Source organism: Sphingomonas sp. (assembly GCF_019749955.1).
In the GTDB taxonomy this organism is placed as follows: Bacteria; Pseudomonadota; Alphaproteobacteria; order Sphingomonadales; family Sphingomonadaceae; genus Sphingomonas.
On the sequence record NZ_JAIEPC010000002.1, the window covers coordinates 29,432 to 46,064 of the forward strand.

The following is a 16,633-nucleotide window of genomic DNA, read 5'->3' on the forward strand; positions in this document are numbered from 1 at the left end:
TCATCCACCCTTTTCAGAAAAGTTCGACGTCGCCGCGCGTGGCGGCCGGACGTTCAATCGGTTGCGGGGCGACGGTATCGTCGACCAGTCGGAGGCGCGCCTGACCACGCGCCGGCCGGAAATCGACCCGGCGGGCCTGATTGCCGCCGAGCGACGACCGCACCAGCGGAATGCGCTCCTGTTCCAGAAAGGCAGTCGCAAAGGCGGCATTGGCCGATCCGATGCGCGTCATGCCGCTGTGCATGTTGGCGCCGCCGTAAAGATGCGCGCGCATCGCGGGACGGGTGGCGCCATAGGCCAGCATTTCATTGATCAGCACTTCCATCAGATAGGCGCCGTAATGTTCGTCGACGCCGCGCCCGCCCTTGGGCTCAGCGAGCAGGAAGTGATTCATGCCGCCGACATTGCTGGTCGCGTCGAACAGACAGCAGGCGATGCAACTGCCGAGCACGGTTGTCAGTTCGACGCGCGGATCGCCGCTGACACGCGCCTGACCCTGCATCACCGTCAACCGCACGGGACGAACGAGCGCGGTCGAGGGCGCTTCGATGGGCTGGTGGAACATCAGGCAGCCCTCGCAAATGCGTGATCGGCAATCCGGTGGATCGGCGCAATGCGGGCGGCAGCGCCGAGCGCAATCGCCGCTTTGGGCATGCCGAACACGGTGCAGGTCGCTTCGTCTTGCGCGATGGTCATGGCCCCGGCGCGCGCCATCGCGAGCAGGCCCTGCGCGCCGTCCGATCCCATGCCGGTCAGCAAAATGCCGACCGCCTGACCGCCGATGGTTTCGGCCACCGTGCGGAACAGCACATCGACGCTGGGGCGATGGCCCGAAACCTTGTCGTCGGCGCGCATCCTCGCACAGGGGTGCGCCGCGCTGCCGCGCACTTGCAGATGGCGGTCGTTGCCCGGCGCGAGATAGACATGGCCTTGCTTCAGCGGCAGATCCGGCTCGGCGATTGTCACGGTGGGGGCGCATTGCTGATCGAGACGGCGGGCCACGGCTTCGGCGAAATGGCCGCTGATGTGCTGGACGATCACGGTCGGCGGGCAATCGGCGGGAAAGTTCTGGAGCAGCAATTGCAAAGCTTCGACGCCACCGGTCGATGCGCCGATGGCAATCAAGGAGGGGCGCTGACGGTCGGTCGGCGCGGGTACCGCATAGCTCGGCGTCGGCGCGGCGCCGCCAGCGGGGCGATCACGCAACCGAGCCTTGGCGGCGTTGCGGATCAGGTTCGCGAGCCGACCTTCGTCGGTCGTCAGTAGCGACCCGATCCTGCCGTCGGGCTTGGCATAGCAATCGACCGCGCCGATTTCGAGCGCGCGCACCGTCGTGTCGGCGCCGTCGCGGGTCAGGCCCGATACGACCACGACCGGTGTGGGCTTCAGCCGCATCAGCTTGTCGAGGAAGTCGAGGCCATTCATCCCCGGCATCTCGATATCGAGTGTCACGACATCGGGGTTTTGCTCGCGAATGATCGTGCGGGCTTCGGCGGCATCGGCTGCTGCGCCGATGACGGTGATGTCGGCTTCACGGCGCAGCAATTCGCTCAGCAAAGCGCGCATGGTCGGCGAATCATCGACGATCAGGACCCGGATCGTCATGCGGCGTCCTTCCGGTAGATGGTCGGGCCGACCTGCGTCAGCACGCGTTCGGCGGGACCGGTAACGCGTTCGCTATGGCCGATGTAGAGGTGACCGCCGGGGGCGAGCTGCCGCGCGAAGCGGTCGACCAGCCGTTCCTTGGTCGCATGGTCGAAATAGATCATGACGTTGCGGCAAAAGATCACGTCGAAGGCGCGCGCCATCGGCCAATCGCCTAGCAAATTGAGTGACTTGAAGCGCACGAGCGCACGCGCTTCGTCGGCGACGGTTGCCTGGCCATCGGCTTCGCGCATCCAGGCGCGCCGCAGCTCGCCCGGTACGGCGTCGAGCGTGTCGCAGCGATATTGTGCCGCCTCGGCCGTCGCGAGCGCATGATCGGCGAGATCAGTTGCCAGCAACAGAAAATCGGCTGCACTCAGCCGCCCAGCCGCACCACGATCGGTGCCCAGCATCGTCATCAGGATCGACCAGGTCTCTTCGCCGCTCGAACAGCCCGCCGACCAGATGCGCACCGGATCGCCCGCGCTTGCGCGTTTCAACAGGCCGGGACGCACCGATTTGCCGAGATGATCGAAATGATGGTCTTCGCGGAAGAAAAAAGTGTGGTTGGTGGTCAGCGCACAAATCGCCCGGCGGCGTTCGGCGTCATCGGCTTCGATCCGCTTCACATAAGCGGCAAAGGTGCCGCAGCCGGTGTTGCGCACCAGCGGGGCAAGCCGCGAATAGACCAGCATTGCCTTGCCTGGCACCAGCACGATGCCCGCCGTCTGATGCACAATCTTGCGCACGGCTTCGAAATCGGCGGGGGCGTAAACGCCTTTGCCAATGCCCGGCAGTTTCTCAAAAGCTTCGGCGAGCGCGTTCATGCGGCTTCCTTCAGCGGCGCGACTTCGCTCACGGCGCCCGCAACCAGCCCATCGACGTCGATGATCAGCGCGACACGACCTGTGCCGAGAATGGTGGCGCCAGCGACGCCCTCGACCGGACGATAATGGGTGTCGAGACTCTTGATCACGAACTGGCGCTGGTCGCAGATCGTGTCGACGAGCAACGCCGCCTGTCCCGCAGCTTCGGTGTCGACGACGATCAGCACCGCCTGCGTCGGATCGGTAATCGCCCCGCGCGCGCCGACGGGTCCTTCGAGCGGCAGGATCGGGATGAACTGCCCGCGCACGCTGAGCATCGCGCGGTCAACACCCAGATACTGAACATCGCGCGCTTCGGGACGCAGGCTTTCAACGACATGCGCGAGCGGGACGACCAAAATCTGGTCGCCGACGGTCACGATCATGCCGTCCGAAATGGCCAGCGTCAGCGGCAGCGCGAGCGTGAAGACCGATCCCTTGCCCGGATGCGATTCGATCGAAATGCGCCCGCCCAATTCCTTCACATTCTGCCGCACGACATCCATGCCGACGCCGCGCCCGGAAATGTTCGACAGTGTCTCGGCGGTTGAAAAGCCGGGGGCGAAGATCAGGTTGTCGATTTCTTCGTCGCTCAACACCGCATCAGCAGCAATCAGGCCGCGTTCGACCGCCTTGGCATGGACGCGCGGGCGGTTGATCCCGCGACCGTCGTCGGCAATCCGGATGACGATCCGGCCCGACCGATGTTCTGCCGACAGGCTCAGCACGCCCTCGGGCGATTTGCCCGCCGCAATCCGGTCGGCGACTGGCTCGATGCCATGGTCGACGGCATTGCGGATCAGATGCGTCAGCGGTTCGCTCAGCCGTTCGATCACGGTCTTGTCAAGTTCAGTGGCTTCGCCCGATACCTCAAGCCGCACCTTCTTGCCGGTCGATGCCTCAAGCTCACGCAGGATGCGGGGCACGCGGCTGAACACCGAGCCGATCGGCTGGGCGCGGATCGACATCGCGCTTTCCTGAATGTCGCGGGTCAGCCCGTCGAGCATCGCCAGTTCTTCGATCCCGCCGAGGTTATGGCCCGACAGACGCTGGGTCATCATCGCCTGCGCGATCACCAGCTCGCCGACCGCGTCGATCAGGCGATCGAGCTTGGCGAGGTCGATCCGGATCGATTGACCGGCCGCTGGCGCGGCTGCGGCGGCTTCGGCGACTGGCGCGCTCGGGGCCGCAACCGGCTGAACCGCGACAGCGACGGGCGCGGCAATCGGCGTCGGCGCGACCGTGGGTGCGGCAACAGCGACAGCGGCGACTTCTTCGTCCTCCTCGCCCGTGCGCGCAATCGACACGCTACAGCCTTCGCCGACGAAATCGAAAATCTCTTCAATCGCCGCGCGTTCGACGGAGCCGGGCAACGTCACGGTCCAGCGGAGATAGCCTTCGCCGGGATCGAGTGCATCGAGATCGGGCACGGCGCTGTCATCGATCGCGACCCGGCCATCGCCGAGCGCGCAAAGTTCGCGCAGCAGCAGCAGCGGCTCCCCGCCATTGGCGAGCGCACCGGCATGCGGATGCACCGTGACGATCCAGTCGGCATTGGCCGAGATATCGGCGGCGATGTCGCCGAGCATGGCGTCGAGATCGAATGCGAAATCGTCGTCCGCTGGCGCGACGGCATCGACTTCGGCGACCACGCCGGTTTGAGCGGCAGCCAGTTGCGCGAGCAGCGCCGCGTCATCCGGCGCGGCACCGCCGTCACGCGCGGCCGCGACATGATCCCCCAACAGATCGAGTGCGCGCAGCATCAGGGCGACCAACGGATCGTTGACCGCGACCGTCCCGTCGCGGACATCGGACAGCAAGGTCTCGAAGCCGTGCGTATAGGCTTGCAGCGCCTCGAACCCGAAGGCCCCGGCGCCGCCCTTGATCGAATGGACCGCGCGGAAAATGGCGTTGACCGTCTCGTCATCGGCATCGCCTTGGCGGCATCGATCGAGCGCAGCTTCGGCGGCGGCGAGCGCTTCATCGCACTCGACAAAGAAGATCGCCTGAATTTCTTCGTTGGTCATCGAACCATACTTTCATCGAGCAGATGCTCGGCACCCGCTGAGGCCAGCGCGGCGCGCATCGCGTCGGACGCGGTGATCGCAAACCCCACGCCCTGGTTGGCAGCGGTTTTGCGCGCGCTGAACAGCAGTTGCAGCATGGCCTGACCCAGCTGCGTCACCTCACCGCCGTCGATTGCGACATCGCCCGCCGCAATACCGTCGCGCAGCAGCGGCAACATCTCATCGGCGGCATCGCGGTGACAGCGTACCGGCAGCTTGTGGGTGTAGGGGGTCATACCAGTTGCGCTCATCAGAACTCGGCCCAGTCGTCGGCGTCGATCTTCAGGGCGGCGTTGCCGTGAAACGCGGGTGCCGGTTGCGACCGCTTGGCGCGCCGTGGCGCTGCTGCCCGGGTCGGCGCGGCTTCAACGGCGGCACCGGTCTGGAAACGCTGCACCAAAGCGGACAGATCGGTCGCTTCGGTCGCAAGGCTGCGGGCGGCGGCCGTCGATTCCTCGACCATCGCCGCATTCTGCTGCGTCATCTTGTCCATCTCGCCGACCGACTGGCTGACGACGTGGAGCCGGGCAGCCTGCGCCTTGGCGGCTTCCGAAATCTCGACGATCTGTTCGTTGATCGTCCCCACGCGATCGACAATCCGCGCCAGCATTGTCCCGGTCTCGCCGACCAGCGCCACGCCCTGCGCCACACCGGTGGTCGACGCGGTGATCAGCGCCTTGATGTCCTTGGCCGCGTCAGCCGAACGCTGCGCGAGTGCGCGGACTTCATTGGCGACGACCGCAAAGCCCTTGCCCGCATCGCCCGCGCGCGCCGCTTCGACGCCCGCATTCAGCGCGAGCAAATTGGTCTGGAAGGCGATTCCGTCGATGACGTTGATGATCTGGGTGATTTGCGCCGATGATTTCTCGATCGCGCCCATCGCTTCGACCGCGCGCTTGACGACCACGCCGCCTTCGGTTGCGGCGACATGCGTCTCGCCAATCTGGACCGACACTTCGCCTGCGCTGCGGGCGGTTGCTTCGACGATGGTCGTCACTTCGCGCATCGCGGCGGCGCTTTCCTCCAGGCTTGCCGCTTGCTGTTCCGTTCGGTTCGACAAATCGTCCGACGCCGCGCGGATTTCGGAGGCGCCCCCATGGACATGGCCCGCCACTTCGGATGCGCGACTGAGCAGCGTGCGCAGTTCGTCGATCGTCGCGTTGAAATCTTGCCGGAGCGAATCATGCTCTGGGCCGAAATCGACGTCGATCTGATGCGTCAGGTCGCCGCGCTTGAGATGATCGAGCCCCTTCGAAATTTCAGGAACCACGAGGCCGAGGACGACGCCCGACCGCTTGAGCGTGGCGGCATTGTCGCGGAACACCGACATCGCAGTGGTCAACCGACCGACACAATCGGTATGGTCGGTGTAGCGAATGCCGCTGTCCAGATCACCTGCCGCCAGCGCCTCCATGCGCACCACCGTGTTCACATAGGGGTCGCAGATCAGCTTCTTGGCAACCAGGCAGACCGCGACGGTGGCGATCACCGCGCCGAGGCTCAGAACCACCAGCAACATATCGGCTGAATTGCCGCGGGCCGATTCGTCGTGCCAGACCACCAGGGCCAGCGCACTCATGATCGACCCCAGTAACAGGGTGATCACGTTGAACTTCTGCCGAATAGGGGCGTATTTATAGAACCAGATCATTGACGAGACCCCCTGTTGTTCGAAAGCGCTGGCGCAAAATCGGGCGAACCTTGGTAGCCCGCGTCGGTTAAAATTCTGACCAATCGTCGTCGCCATCATCGGACTTCAGCGCGAGATTGCCCGATACCATCGGCGCGCGCGCCTTGCGCTTGGGCGTGAGGCGCGTTGGCGCGACGGTGCGGCGGGCCGGGGCCTCGCCCCCAAGCTTGAACCGCGCGACGACATCGGCAAGCGCTTCAGCTTCACCCGCCAGGCTGCGCGCGGCGGCGGTCGATTCCTCGACCATCGCGGCATTTTGCTGCGTCATCTTGTCCATTTCGCCGACCGCGCCATTGACCTGTTGCAGGTTGGTCGCCTGCGTCTCGGCGGATTCAGCGATGGTCGTGATCATGCCGCTGATCGTGCCCACCCGGGTGACAATCCGGTCGAGCAGCGTGCCGGTCTCGCCGACCAGCGCAACGCCTGCGCCGACTTGCTCGGCCGATGTCGTGATCAGCGCCTTGATGTCCTTGGCTGCGTCAGCCGAACGCTGCGCCAGCGCGCGGACTTCGTTGGCGACGACCGCAAACCCCTTGCCAGCATCACCGGCGCGCGCCGCCTCGACGCCCGCATTCAGCGCGAGCAAATTGGTCTGGAAGGCGATGCCGTCGATGACGTTGATGATCTGGGTGATTTCATGCGCCGATTTCTCGATCGCGCCCATCGCGCCGACCGCGCGCTTGACAACGGCGCCGCCTTCGCTGGCCTCGCGGTGCGCTTCGTCAATCGAGCGGTTGACCTCGGCAGCGCCCTTGGCGGTCTCGCGCACCATCGACGTCACCTGGTTCATCGCCGCCGATGTTTCCTCAAGGCTTGCCGCCTGCTGCTCGGTGCGCAGCGCCAGATCGTCCGAGGCCGCCCGAATTTCCGACGCGCCGCTGTGCACGCTCGACGCCGTGTCGGACACGCTCGACATGATGTCGCCCAGCCCATTGATCGAATTGTTGAAACCGGTCCGCAGGCTTTCATATTCAGGCGCCAGCGGCGTTTCGATCCGGTAGGTCATGTCACCGGCGGCCAGCGCTTCGAGCGCGCGGGCGAGTTCGTCGACGACGACGCGCTGCTTGGCTTCATTTTCGGCCTGCGCGCGCGATGCGCCGCGGAACACTTCAAAGGCCGCAGCCATCGTGCCGATTTCGTCGTGGCGCCCGGCGCCGGGAACCGCGACATCGAAATCACCGCCAGCCATCCGCTCGATCGCGGGCAACAGCCCAGTGTCGACTTCATCCCAGAATTTATTGGCGGCAGCGCCCGACTGCGCGAGCAACGCCGTTTTCAGCGCGGGGTCGAGATCGGTCTTCTGCCAATAGCTTTCGCGGTCCTCGAACTGCTTGTGCAGCTCGGCCAGACGCGCCTTGCGCGCCGCGAGTGACGCGGGGTTGTTCACCAGCAACGTGGCTTCGAGATAGGGCTCGATGACATATTCGGGCGGCGGCAGGATGTCGGCGACCAGATCGCTGACCTGCTGGTTCTTCAGCTGGATCGGGCCGCCGAAGCGGATTTTGTTGATTTCCATCGACGCGACGACGCCTGCGAGGGCCATCGCCCCCAAGATCAGACCGCCGCCAATTTTCCCGTTCCGCTTGATGCTCATTTTTCCAGCCCCGATTGAATGCAGATCGCTCGGGCGGGGCTACGCAAGTTACGTTAACGAGAATTTAGCTTCGGCGGCGCGTTTCAGCCCTTTGCAGGCTGTGTTCCGGCCCGATGTTTTGCGACGCACAAACGGGTTAACAACGAGCTAACGACGGTCCGCCGCAGATTTCTGCTTGTTTCCAGCTGCATCCGAAATGGACCAATCGCGTTTTCGACCGCAGAATGGTCGAAATGGGCTTAAAACGGGGGGTGCCCACATTGGGCAGCGCAGGAATGTGACCTCGCGCAAAAGCACGTTTTTAAGCGCATGCCATTCCTCCCAGTCGCCCGCATGGACGTCGTTGCTGGCACTCAAACAGCCGACTAAGGCTAAGGCATTGAGCCTATCGCTGTCCTGTTCCGTGGAAGACGCATCGTGGAATTTGCCCAGACCCATGCAACTGTCAGCGCTCTATCGGCATCGCCCGAGCAGATTGCGCTGCTCGAGACGATCGACGCGCGGCTGCGCTGGCTGGCGTCGTGGACGATCCACAACGCCAATCACTTGCGCGACAGCCGCGACGGGCTGAAAGTGGGCGGGCACCAGGCGAGCTGCGCGTCGATTTCGACGATCATGACCGCGCTCTACTTCGCCGCACTCGGGCCGAACGACCGGGTGGCGGTGAAACCCCACGCTGGCCCGATCCTGCACGCGATCCATTATCTGCTCGGCCAGCAAAGCCTTGAGCAGCTACAGGCATTTCGCGGCTTCGGCGGCATGCAAAGCTATCCCAGCCGCACCAAGGATGCGATTCCGGTGGACTTCTCGACCGGGTCGGTGGGCCTCGGCGTTGCGGTTACCGCCTTTGCCTCGCTGGTGCAGGATTATCTCGTCGCGCATGGCAAGCTCGCGCGCGGGGACATGGGCCGGATGATCGCGTTGATGGGCGATGCCGAACTCGATGAAGGCAATATCTACGAATGCCTGATCGAGGCGTATAAGCACGACGTCCGCAATTGCTGGTGGATCGTCGATTACAACCGCCAGTCGCTCGACGCGACGACGGCGGACCGGATGTTCGATCGCTTCGACGATATCTTCGAAACCTGCGGCTGGCGCGTGCTGACACTGAAGCATGGCAAATTGCAGCGCGCGGCATTCAAACAGCCCGGCGGCCAGCATCTGGAGCAATGGATCGACGGGTGCCCCAACGCCGATTTCGCGGCGCTGACCTATCAGGGGGGGGCCGCGTGGCGCGAGCGGCTGATGCGGGATATCGGCGCCCAATCGGGCGTTGCCGCCTTGCTCGCGGCGCATGACGATGCCGCGCTTGCACGGCTGATGACCAATTTGGGCGGGCATTGCATCGAAACAATCCTCGATGCTTTCGCCAAGGCCGCCGACGACACGCCGACCTGTTTCATCGCCTATACCGTCAAGGGTTATGGCCTGCCGTTTGCGGGCCATAAGGATAATCACGCCGGGCTGATGAACCCCGGCCAGATCGAAGCCTTACGTGATCAGATGGGCATCGCGGCGGGCGCGGAATGGCAGCCTTGGTCGGGTTTGGGCGATAATGCCCGGGCTAGCGTTACCGCGTTCGTCGAAGCGTCGGGGCTGAAGGCCAAGATCGCCGACCGTGCCTTCGCCGAGGTTGCCGTGCCCGACCGTTTGCCAGTGCCCGAGGGCGACGAGCAAGCGACCCAGACCGCGTTCGGCAAGATCCTGCTTGACCTAGCCAAGTCTGGGCATCCGCTCGCAGATCACATCGTCACGACCTCGCCCGACGTGACCGTATCGACGAACCTCGGCGCCTGGGTCAATCAGCGCGGGTTGTTCCGGCGCAAGGACATGGCCGATGTCTTCGCGGCCGCGCGCATCCCCTCGGCGCAAAAATGGGCGGCGCGCCCGGCCGGCCAGCATGTCGAACTGGGCATCGCTGAGAGCAATTTATTCCTGATGCTGGCGGCGGCGGGGATATCAGCGCCGCTGTTCGGCACGCGGTTGATGCCGGTTGGGACCGTCTATGATCCGTTCATCGCGCGCGGGCTCGATGCGCTCAACTACGGTTGCTACATGAATGCACGGTTCCTGCTGGTGGCGACGCCATCGGGGCTGACCTTGGGGCCGGAAGGCGGCGCGCACCAATCGATCAATTCGCCGCTGATCGGGATGGGCCAGCCGGGGCTGACCTATTACGAGCCCGCCTATGCCGATGAGGTCGCGCTGCTGATGGGGCATGCCTTCCGGCACATGCAAGCCGATGACGGCGGCGCGGTCTATCTGCGGCTGTCGACGCGCAGCATCGCGCAGATGGTGCGCGACGATGACCGCTGGGAAGACGGTGCGATCAAGGGCGGTTACTGGCTCAAGCGTCCCGCGCCCGGCGCCGAGGCGGCGATCATCGCGACCGGGGCGATCCTGCCCGAAGCGCTCGAAGCATGGGAGCAACTCAGGGACGACGTGCCCGGCATCGGCCTGATGGCAGTGACCTCGCCCGATCTGCTTCATCGTGGCTGGTCGGCGGCGCGCGCGGCGCGGTGGCGGGGCGGGGGCGAGACGGCGCATATCGCGACCTTGCTCGGCGCGCTGTCGCCGACTGCCGGGCTGGTGACGATCATCGACGGCAGCCCCGGCACGCTCTCCTGGATCGGCGGGGTGCGCGGCAACCGCGTCTCGCCGCTCGGCATCGACCGGTTCGGCCAGACGGGCGATCTGCCTGATCTTTACCGCGAGTATCGGCTCGACGCGCCTGCGATCATCGATGCGGCGGCAGAGCTGTTCCTGTGACGATGTCGCGGCGTGATGCCATGATGCTGGCGGCAGGCGTGGCTGTTGCCACGACTGCCTCGACGGGCGCCGCTGCTGCCCCGGACGCGACCATTGCCCCCGATGACGAAGCGGGCTGGGCGCGGATCGGCAAGCTTTATCCGGCGATGGGGCCGGTGACGCAGCTCGAACATGGCTATTGGGGCAATATGGCCGCCCCCGTGGCCGCGGCGCATCGCGAGATTCTGGCGCGGCTCAATCGCGACACCAGCATCTATGCAAGGCGCGCGATGCGGCGCGACCAGATCACAGCGCAAGCGCGCGCGGCCGCCGCCATGGGCGTGAACCCTGAGGATATGGGCTTTTGCCGTAACGCCGCCGAGGGGTTGCAGGCGCTGATCAGCCAGTTTCAGGGCGTGACTGAGGGCGATGCCATTCTCTATTCGGACAATGACTATGAGGCGTCGCAAAATGCGATGGCCTATCTGGCGCTGGCCCGGCGCGCGCGGGCGATCAAGGTCGCCCTGCCGCGCGCGCCGACGCGCGACAATGTGATCGCCGCCTATGCCGAGGCCTTCAAGGGCGCCAAGCGGCTGAAGTTCGTGCTGCTGACGCATGGCACCCACCGCAGCGGGATGGTGGTGCCGGTGGTCGAGATTGCCGCGCTGGCCAAGGCAGCAGGCGCGGTGGTGCTGGTCGATTGCGCGCAAAGCTTTTTCCAGCGCCCCTTTGCGATCCCCGATTTCGGTTCGGATTATGTCGTGCTCAACTTCCACAAATGGGTCGGCGCGCCCGTTGGGATTGCGGCGTTCTGGTGTCGCCCGGGGATGGCCGCGCAGGTGGCGACCGCGCCGTCCGAAGCAAGCGATGCGGCACCGGGGGATGTCCAGTCCAAAGTGCATCTGGGCACGGTCGATTTTGCCCCGCAACTGGCATTGCCGACTGCGCTCGATTTTCAGGCATCGGTGCTGCCCGTGCCGATGAAGCTCGCGCGGCTCCAATATCTGCGCAACCATTGGGTGCGCCAGGTGCGTGGGCTGTCGGGGCTGGAGATCATGGTCGGCGACGATCCGGAAACGTTTGGCGCGATCACTTCATTCAGGATTGCCGGGCACGGGTCGCCTGCCGACAATGTCGCCATTACCGACACGCTGTTCAATCGCTACCGGATCATGACGGTCCATCGGACCGGCCTCGCCGATGGAGCGTGCGTGCGCGTGACGCCTGCACTGTTCACCACGCCCGCTGATCTCGATCGGCTGGTAGTGGCGCTCAAGCAACTGGTGCCGGAGATCGCGCGCGGCTGAGGTGCAGCGGGGTCATCGGCGCTTCGCCGATCAACGCCCTTTGGCGCGGAAGCTGGCCGCATCGATGCCGTAACGGCCCATCTTCTCGTAGAGCGTCTTGCGCGGCGTCTGCAGAATCGCTTGTGCTGCGGTGACGTTGCCGCCGGTTTCGCGCAGCACATCCTCGATCACCGTCGCTTCGAAGCGCCGCACGCGCTCGGCCAGCGGATAGCGATCGCTGTGCGTGGCGAGGTTCGGCGTCTGCCCCAGCCCGAGCACGGCTTGGACCGCATAGTTGCGCAACTCGCGCACATTCCCGGGCCAGTCATGCGTCGTCAGATAGCGCCGCAATGCTTCGGTCAGCGCGAAGCCGCCGCCGCCCACCCGCGCACGCGCTTCCTCCACGAACAGCGCGAACAGCGGCGCGATATCGTCGCGGCGATCACGCAGCGGCGGCACGTGCAGACGCACGACATTCAGCCGGTAGAACAAATCCTTGCGAAAGCGGCCCTCGGCGACGAGCGCAGCCAGATCGACCTTGCTGGTGGCAATCACCCGCAAATCGACCGCGCGGGGCCGAGGCGCGCCGATCGGCTGGACCTCGCGCTCTTCGAGAACGCGGAGGAATTTCGACTGGATCGGCAGAGGCATGCTGTCGATTTCGTCGAGCAGGAGCGTGCCGCCGTCAGAGGCTTCGATCTGGCCCGTCCGCGCCAGCCGCGTGTGCGGCACCGAATCGGCGGCGTGACCGAACAGCTCGATCTCGGCCAGCGCCTCGGGCAAGGCACCGCAATTGACCGCGATGAACGGGCGGCTTCGGCGCGGGCTGAAGCGATGCACCATCATCGCCACCAGCTCCTTGCCGGTACCCGTCTCGCCCTCGACCAGCACATCGATGCCCGATGCCGCGACCTGGCGGATCGTCGCGCGCAGCCGGGCCATCGGCGGGCTGTCGCCAACCATCGGCTCGGCATCGCCTTGCGCCTCGGCAGCGGCACGCAGGCGACGATTGTCGAGCACCAACAGCCGCTTTTCGAGTGCGCGCCGGGTCGAGGCGATCAAGTGGTCGGTCGCGAATGGCTTGGTCAGGAAATCGAACGCGCCTTCGCGCAGAGCGCTGACCGCCATTGCAACATCGGCATGGCCGGTGACGAGGATCACCGGAATGTCGGGATCGATCGCGCGCACCCGGGCGAAAAGCTGGAGCCCGTCCATGCCCCGCATGCGAATGTCCGACACGATCGCACCCGCGAAATCATGACCGATTGTTGGCAATGCCTGATCGGCGCTGGCAAAGGCCTGCACGTCGAACCCCGCGAGCTCCAATGCCTGCACGGTGGCATCGCGCAGCGCCGGATCATCCTCGACGAAACAGACCGGCTGGTGCGTCGGGAACAGCATCAGCGGCGCTTGAGCAACAGCATGAACGCGGCGCCACCGAGCGGCGACGGCACCAGCGTCAGCTCGCCGCCGAACTCGCGGGCTATATCGCGGGCGATGGCGAGACCAAGGCCAATTCCGGCGGGCTTGGCCGTCACGAACGGTGTGAACAGCGCATCGGCAATTGCCGGGTCGACGCCGGGGCCATTGTCGGCGATCGTTACGGTCATCGCTTGATCGTCGGTTGCCGCGACGACGAGCGAAATGGCGGGGATCGCGCGCCCGGTCATCGCATCGAGCGCATTTTGGAGCAGGTTGATCAGCACCTGCTCGAGCCGAACCCGGTCGCCGATCACGAGCGTGTTGGCCAGTGTTTTAGGCAAATCGATCGCGGTGATCTGGCGCGCGCGCTCGCCGAGGATCATCAGTGAGCCGTCGATCACCGAGCCGATCGGCACGGCATCGATCGCAGGCGTCTTGCGGCGGGCGAAGTTGCGCAGCTCGGCGGTGATGCTGCCGATGCGGCTGGTGAGGTCGATGATCCGCCCGAGATTGTCGCGCACGGGCTGGAGTTGCGCGCGATCGAGCAACTGACCGGCATTTTCGGCAAAGGTGCGGATCGCCGCCACTGGCTGGTTGATCTCATGCGCGACGCCCGCCGTGATCTGCCCGAGCGATCCCAGCCGGTTGGCCTGTGCCAGCTCCTCGCGGGCGGCGCGATAGCGGCGGTCGGCATCGGCACGCTCGCGCGACTCCACTTGCAGTGCCTGGTTGGCGGCCTGCAATTGCGCGGTCCGGCGAACCACTTCGGCCTCCAACGTGCGCTGGGCGTCGAGCGCTAGCTGGCGTTTCTCACGGTCGCGCAGCACCAGCGCGCCGACCGCGATTACCACGACCAAAATGCCAAGGCCCCAGAGCCGGACATTGCCATTGGCCGCCGCCAATGGCGCCGCAATCGGTTCGAGATGAACCAGCCGCCCGTCGGCGAGCGGGACCGGCTCGGTTGCGGCGCGGTAGAGCGTGGCTGCCTCGCCGCGACCGACCCGCGCGAGCGGACCCGCGAGGTCGACGGCGGCGGGCTTGGGCGCGGCCCCGCCGAACTGGAGCGTCTGGCGCACGCGCGCGAGCGTCGCGGCATCGAGCGGTCGGGTCGCCCGGAAACGCCAGTCGGGGACTGCCGTGATCAGGATCACGCCTTGCGCATCGGTGACGAAACTGGGGCCGGAGGCGCGCGCCCAGATTGCTTCGACGCGATCGAATTCGACCTTGACGACAATCGTGCCCGCCGGGCGTCCGTCGAGATCGAGGCGTCGTGCCAGATAGAGCCCCGGGCGCCCGCTGACGGTGCCGAGCGCGAACAGTTCCGACTGGCCGTTCGCCATTGCGTCGCGGAAATAGGGGCGAAAGCCATAGTTGCTGCCGACGAAGCTGGTCGGGAGCCGCCAATTGCTCGCGGCAATGGTCAGCCCATCGCGGTCGATCAGATAAATAGCGGCGGAGTCGGTGCGCTGGGCGAGCAGTTCGAGCGTGCGATCAAGCCGCGCGATCGGTGCCGGGGCATGCGTCGCCAACGCGGCGGCGACATCGGGATATTCGGCGAGCACGACCGGCAGCAGGCGAAACTTCTGCAATTCACTCGCGAGCAGTCCGGCATGGCTGCGCGCGGCGCGCGCGGCAGTTACGTCGGCGGCAGCAATCGCCTGCGTCCGCGCCCAGCGCTCGCCCAAAGTCGCGAACAGCGCGACGAAGAGCAGGGCGGCAAGGCCGGCAGCGATGGCGCCGCGTCGTCGCTTCCAGAACCCGATCATCTGGGCGGTTTATCACACATTATGCGCGATGTACGTCACGATTTCCACACATCAAATCTTACGCTCGGTTGAGGTTATAAATCCAGATCAGATATTTAGCAGATTGTTCGACGAATTTGCCATGTGCTGAGCCCACCCTATGCTCGCGTCAAAGCCTCAAGTGAAGGCGCGCAGATAGCGCAAAGGGGATCAATGAAAGTCGAAGCGATTGAGCCAGCCGGGGGGCACGGCCATCAGCGTTGGTGGCAGCATCTCTATGTCCAGGTGCTGGGGGCGATCACGCTAGGTGCAGCGCTCGGGCATTTCTATCCCGATATCGGCGTCGCGCTGAAGCCGCTCGGCGACGGCTTCATCAGACTGGTCAAAATGGTGATCGCGCCGGTGATCTTCCTGTCGGTGGTCAGCGGCATTGCCGGCATGCGCGACATGGGCGGGGTGGGCCGCGTTGCCGCCAAAGCCTTTGCCTATTTCCTGACGGTGTCGACCGGTGCGCTGGTGCTGGGGTTGGTCGTCGCCAATGTCGTCCGCCCCGGCGTCGGCCTCAACATCGATCCGGCCACGCTCGATCCGACCGCCGTCGCCGATTACGTCCACAAGGCGCATGATACGAGCATCGTCGGCTTCCTGACCGACATCATTCCGACGACATTGGTGTCCGCGCTGACCGACGGATCGATCCTGCAAACCTTGTTCGTCGCGATCCTGTTCGGCGTTGCGCTGTCGCTGGTCGGTAAACCCGCCGCCCCGGTGCTCGATCTGATCGAGCGGTTGGCAATCGTCGTGTTCCGACTGGTCGCGATGCTGATGCGGCTGGCGCCGATCGGCGCTTTCGGGGCGATTGCCTTTACGATCGGTAAGTTCGGGCTGGGGACGCTCGTTAATCTCGGCGCGCTGGTGGCGACCTTTTACGTCACATCGCTCCTGTTCGTGCTGGTCATTCTGGGCGCGATCGCGCGGGCGCATGGTTTTTCGGTGGTGCGGCTGATCGTCTATCTGCGCGCTGAACTACTGCTGGTGCTCGGCACCTCGTCGTCCGAAGCCGCGCTGCCCAGCCTGATCGCCAAGCTTGAGGCGGCGGGGTGTGAACGCAGTGTCGTCGGGCTGGTGGTGCCGACCGGCTATTCGTTCAATCTCGACGGCACCAACATCTACATGACCTTGGCGGCGCTGTTCATCGCGCAGGCCACCAATGTGGATCTGACCCTCGGCCAGCAGGTTGCGCTGCTCGGCGTCGCGATGCTGAGTTCGAAGGGGGCGGCAGGCGTCACGGGCGCGGGCTTCATTACACTGGCAGCGACGCTGTCGATCGTGCCCACCGTACCGGTCGCGGGGATGGCGCTGATCCTCGGCATCGATCGCTTCATGTCCGAATGCCGCAGCCTGACCAATTTCATGGGCAATGCCGTCGCGACGATCGTGGTGGCGCGCTGGGAAGGCGCGCTCAATCGCGACCTGCTGGCCGCGACGCTCGCGGGCGACGTGCCGACGGGCGACTTGATACCGGCCACCAGCGAAGCCGGCGCAGACTGACAGAAAAACGGGGAGAGG

General features: G+C 65.2%; 12 protein-coding genes. 3 read left to right on the forward strand and 9 right to left on the reverse strand.

Going from position 1 to position 16,633, the window contains the following annotated elements; all coding sequences use genetic code 11:
- Nucleotides 1–13 precede the first annotated feature (13 nt).
- From K2W81_RS00195 to K2W81_RS00225, 7 genes are all read right to left on the reverse strand, one after another.
- Nucleotides 14–565 carry a chemotaxis protein CheD gene (locus K2W81_RS00195; protein ID WP_294100300.1) on the reverse strand — a complete coding sequence of 184 codons (552 nt, stop codon included), beginning with the start codon at nucleotides 563–565 and terminating at the stop codon, nucleotides 14–16.
- A complete protein-coding gene (locus tag K2W81_RS00200) occupies nucleotides 565–1,605 on the reverse strand; it encodes a chemotaxis response regulator protein-glutamate methylesterase (protein ID WP_294100301.1) in 1,041 nt (346 codons plus the stop codon). Before K2W81_RS00200 ends, K2W81_RS00195 begins: the two co-directional genes overlap by 1 nt.
- Nucleotides 1,602–2,471 carry a protein-glutamate O-methyltransferase CheR gene (locus K2W81_RS00205; protein WP_294100302.1) on the reverse strand — a complete coding sequence of 290 codons (870 nt, stop codon included), beginning with the start codon at nucleotides 2,469–2,471 and terminating at the stop codon, nucleotides 1,602–1,604. The genes K2W81_RS00200 and K2W81_RS00205 overlap by 4 nt, the downstream gene beginning before the upstream one ends.
- Nucleotides 2,468–4,537 (reverse strand): chemotaxis protein CheA, encoded by a 2,070-nt coding sequence (locus K2W81_RS00210; protein WP_294100304.1) that lies wholly within the window; start codon nucleotides 4,535–4,537, stop codon nucleotides 2,468–2,470. The genes K2W81_RS00205 and K2W81_RS00210 overlap by 4 nt, the downstream gene beginning before the upstream one ends.
- Nucleotides 4,534–4,827, reverse strand: a complete 294-nt coding sequence (locus K2W81_RS00215; protein ID WP_294100306.1) for an STAS domain-containing protein — start codon at nucleotides 4,825–4,827, stop codon at nucleotides 4,534–4,536. The genes K2W81_RS00210 and K2W81_RS00215 overlap by 4 nt, the downstream gene beginning before the upstream one ends.
- Nucleotides 4,827–6,227: a methyl-accepting chemotaxis protein gene (locus K2W81_RS00220; RefSeq protein WP_294100308.1), complete on the reverse strand. Its 1,401-nt coding sequence runs from the start codon at nucleotides 6,225–6,227 to the stop codon at nucleotides 4,827–4,829. Before K2W81_RS00220 ends, K2W81_RS00215 begins: the two co-directional genes overlap by 1 nt.
- Before the next feature lie 67 nt (nucleotides 6,228–6,294).
- Nucleotides 6,295–7,860 (reverse strand): methyl-accepting chemotaxis protein, encoded by a 1,566-nt coding sequence (locus K2W81_RS00225; RefSeq protein ID WP_294100309.1) that lies wholly within the window; start codon nucleotides 7,858–7,860, stop codon nucleotides 6,295–6,297.
- Nucleotides 7,861–8,277: 417 nt separating this feature from the next.
- Between K2W81_RS00225 and K2W81_RS00230 the strand changes: the two genes are divergently transcribed.
- Both K2W81_RS00230 and K2W81_RS00235 read left to right on the forward strand, forming a co-directional pair.
- Entirely contained in the window at nucleotides 8,278–10,632 is a 2,355-nt protein-coding gene (locus K2W81_RS00230) for a transketolase (protein ID WP_294100310.1), read from the forward strand.
- A 2-nt stretch (nucleotides 10,633–10,634) separates the two neighbouring features.
- Complete coding sequence (locus K2W81_RS00235) at nucleotides 10,635–11,918, forward strand: aminotransferase class V-fold PLP-dependent enzyme (protein WP_294100330.1); 1,284 nt, start codon at nucleotides 10,635–10,637, stop codon at nucleotides 11,916–11,918.
- 30 nt (nucleotides 11,919–11,948) lie between these two features.
- Here the strand turns inward: K2W81_RS00235 and K2W81_RS00240 are convergent, their stop codons facing one another.
- Together K2W81_RS00240 and K2W81_RS00245 are read right to left on the reverse strand one after the other, a co-directional pair.
- Nucleotides 11,949–13,298 (reverse strand): sigma-54 dependent transcriptional regulator, encoded by a 1,350-nt coding sequence (locus tag K2W81_RS00240; protein ID WP_294100311.1) that lies wholly within the window; start codon nucleotides 13,296–13,298, stop codon nucleotides 11,949–11,951.
- Complete coding sequence (locus K2W81_RS00245) at nucleotides 13,298–15,085, reverse strand: ATP-binding protein (protein WP_294100312.1); 1,788 nt, start codon at nucleotides 15,083–15,085, stop codon at nucleotides 13,298–13,300. Before K2W81_RS00245 ends, K2W81_RS00240 begins: the two co-directional genes overlap by 1 nt.
- Nucleotides 15,086–15,277: 192 nt before the next feature.
- Between K2W81_RS00245 and K2W81_RS00250 the strand changes: the two genes are divergently transcribed.
- Nucleotides 15,278–16,615: a dicarboxylate/amino acid:cation symporter gene (locus K2W81_RS00250; protein WP_294100313.1), complete on the forward strand. Its 1,338-nt coding sequence runs from the start codon at nucleotides 15,278–15,280 to the stop codon at nucleotides 16,613–16,615.
- Nucleotides 16,616–16,633: the final 18 nt, after the last annotated feature.

Bases quoted from the DNA above. Each gene is read 5' to 3' on its own strand.
- K2W81_RS00195 (WP_294100300.1), bottom strand. From the start codon at position 565: ATGTTCCACCAGCCCATCGAAGCGCCCTCGACCGCGCTCGTTCGTCCC.
- K2W81_RS00200 (WP_294100301.1), bottom strand. From the start codon at position 1,605: ATGACGATCCGGGTCCTGATCGTCGATGATTCGCCGACCATGCGCGCT.
- K2W81_RS00205 (WP_294100302.1), bottom strand. From the start codon at position 2,471: ATGAACGCGCTCGCCGAAGCTTTTGAGAAACTGCCGGGCATTGGCAAA.
- K2W81_RS00210 (WP_294100304.1), bottom strand. From the start codon at position 4,537: ATGACCAACGAAGAAATTCAGGCGATCTTCTTTGTCGAGTGCGATGAA.
- K2W81_RS00215 (WP_294100306.1), bottom strand. From the start codon at position 4,827: ATGAGCGCAACTGGTATGACCCCCTACACCCACAAGCTGCCGGTACGC.
- K2W81_RS00220 (WP_294100308.1), bottom strand. From the start codon at position 6,227: ATGATCTGGTTCTATAAATACGCCCCTATTCGGCAGAAGTTCAACGTG.
- K2W81_RS00225 (WP_294100309.1), bottom strand. From the start codon at position 7,860: ATGAGCATCAAGCGGAACGGGAAAATTGGCGGCGGTCTGATCTTGGGG.
- K2W81_RS00235 (WP_294100330.1), top strand. From the start codon at position 10,635: ATGTCGCGGCGTGATGCCATGATGCTGGCGGCAGGCGTGGCTGTTGCC.
- K2W81_RS00240 (WP_294100311.1), bottom strand. From the start codon at position 13,298: ATGCTGTTCCCGACGCACCAGCCGGTCTGTTTCGTCGAGGATGATCCG.
- K2W81_RS00245 (WP_294100312.1), bottom strand. From the start codon at position 15,085: ATGATCGGGTTCTGGAAGCGACGACGCGGCGCCATCGCTGCCGGCCTT.
- K2W81_RS00250 (WP_294100313.1), top strand. From the start codon at position 15,278: ATGAAAGTCGAAGCGATTGAGCCAGCCGGGGGGCACGGCCATCAGCGT.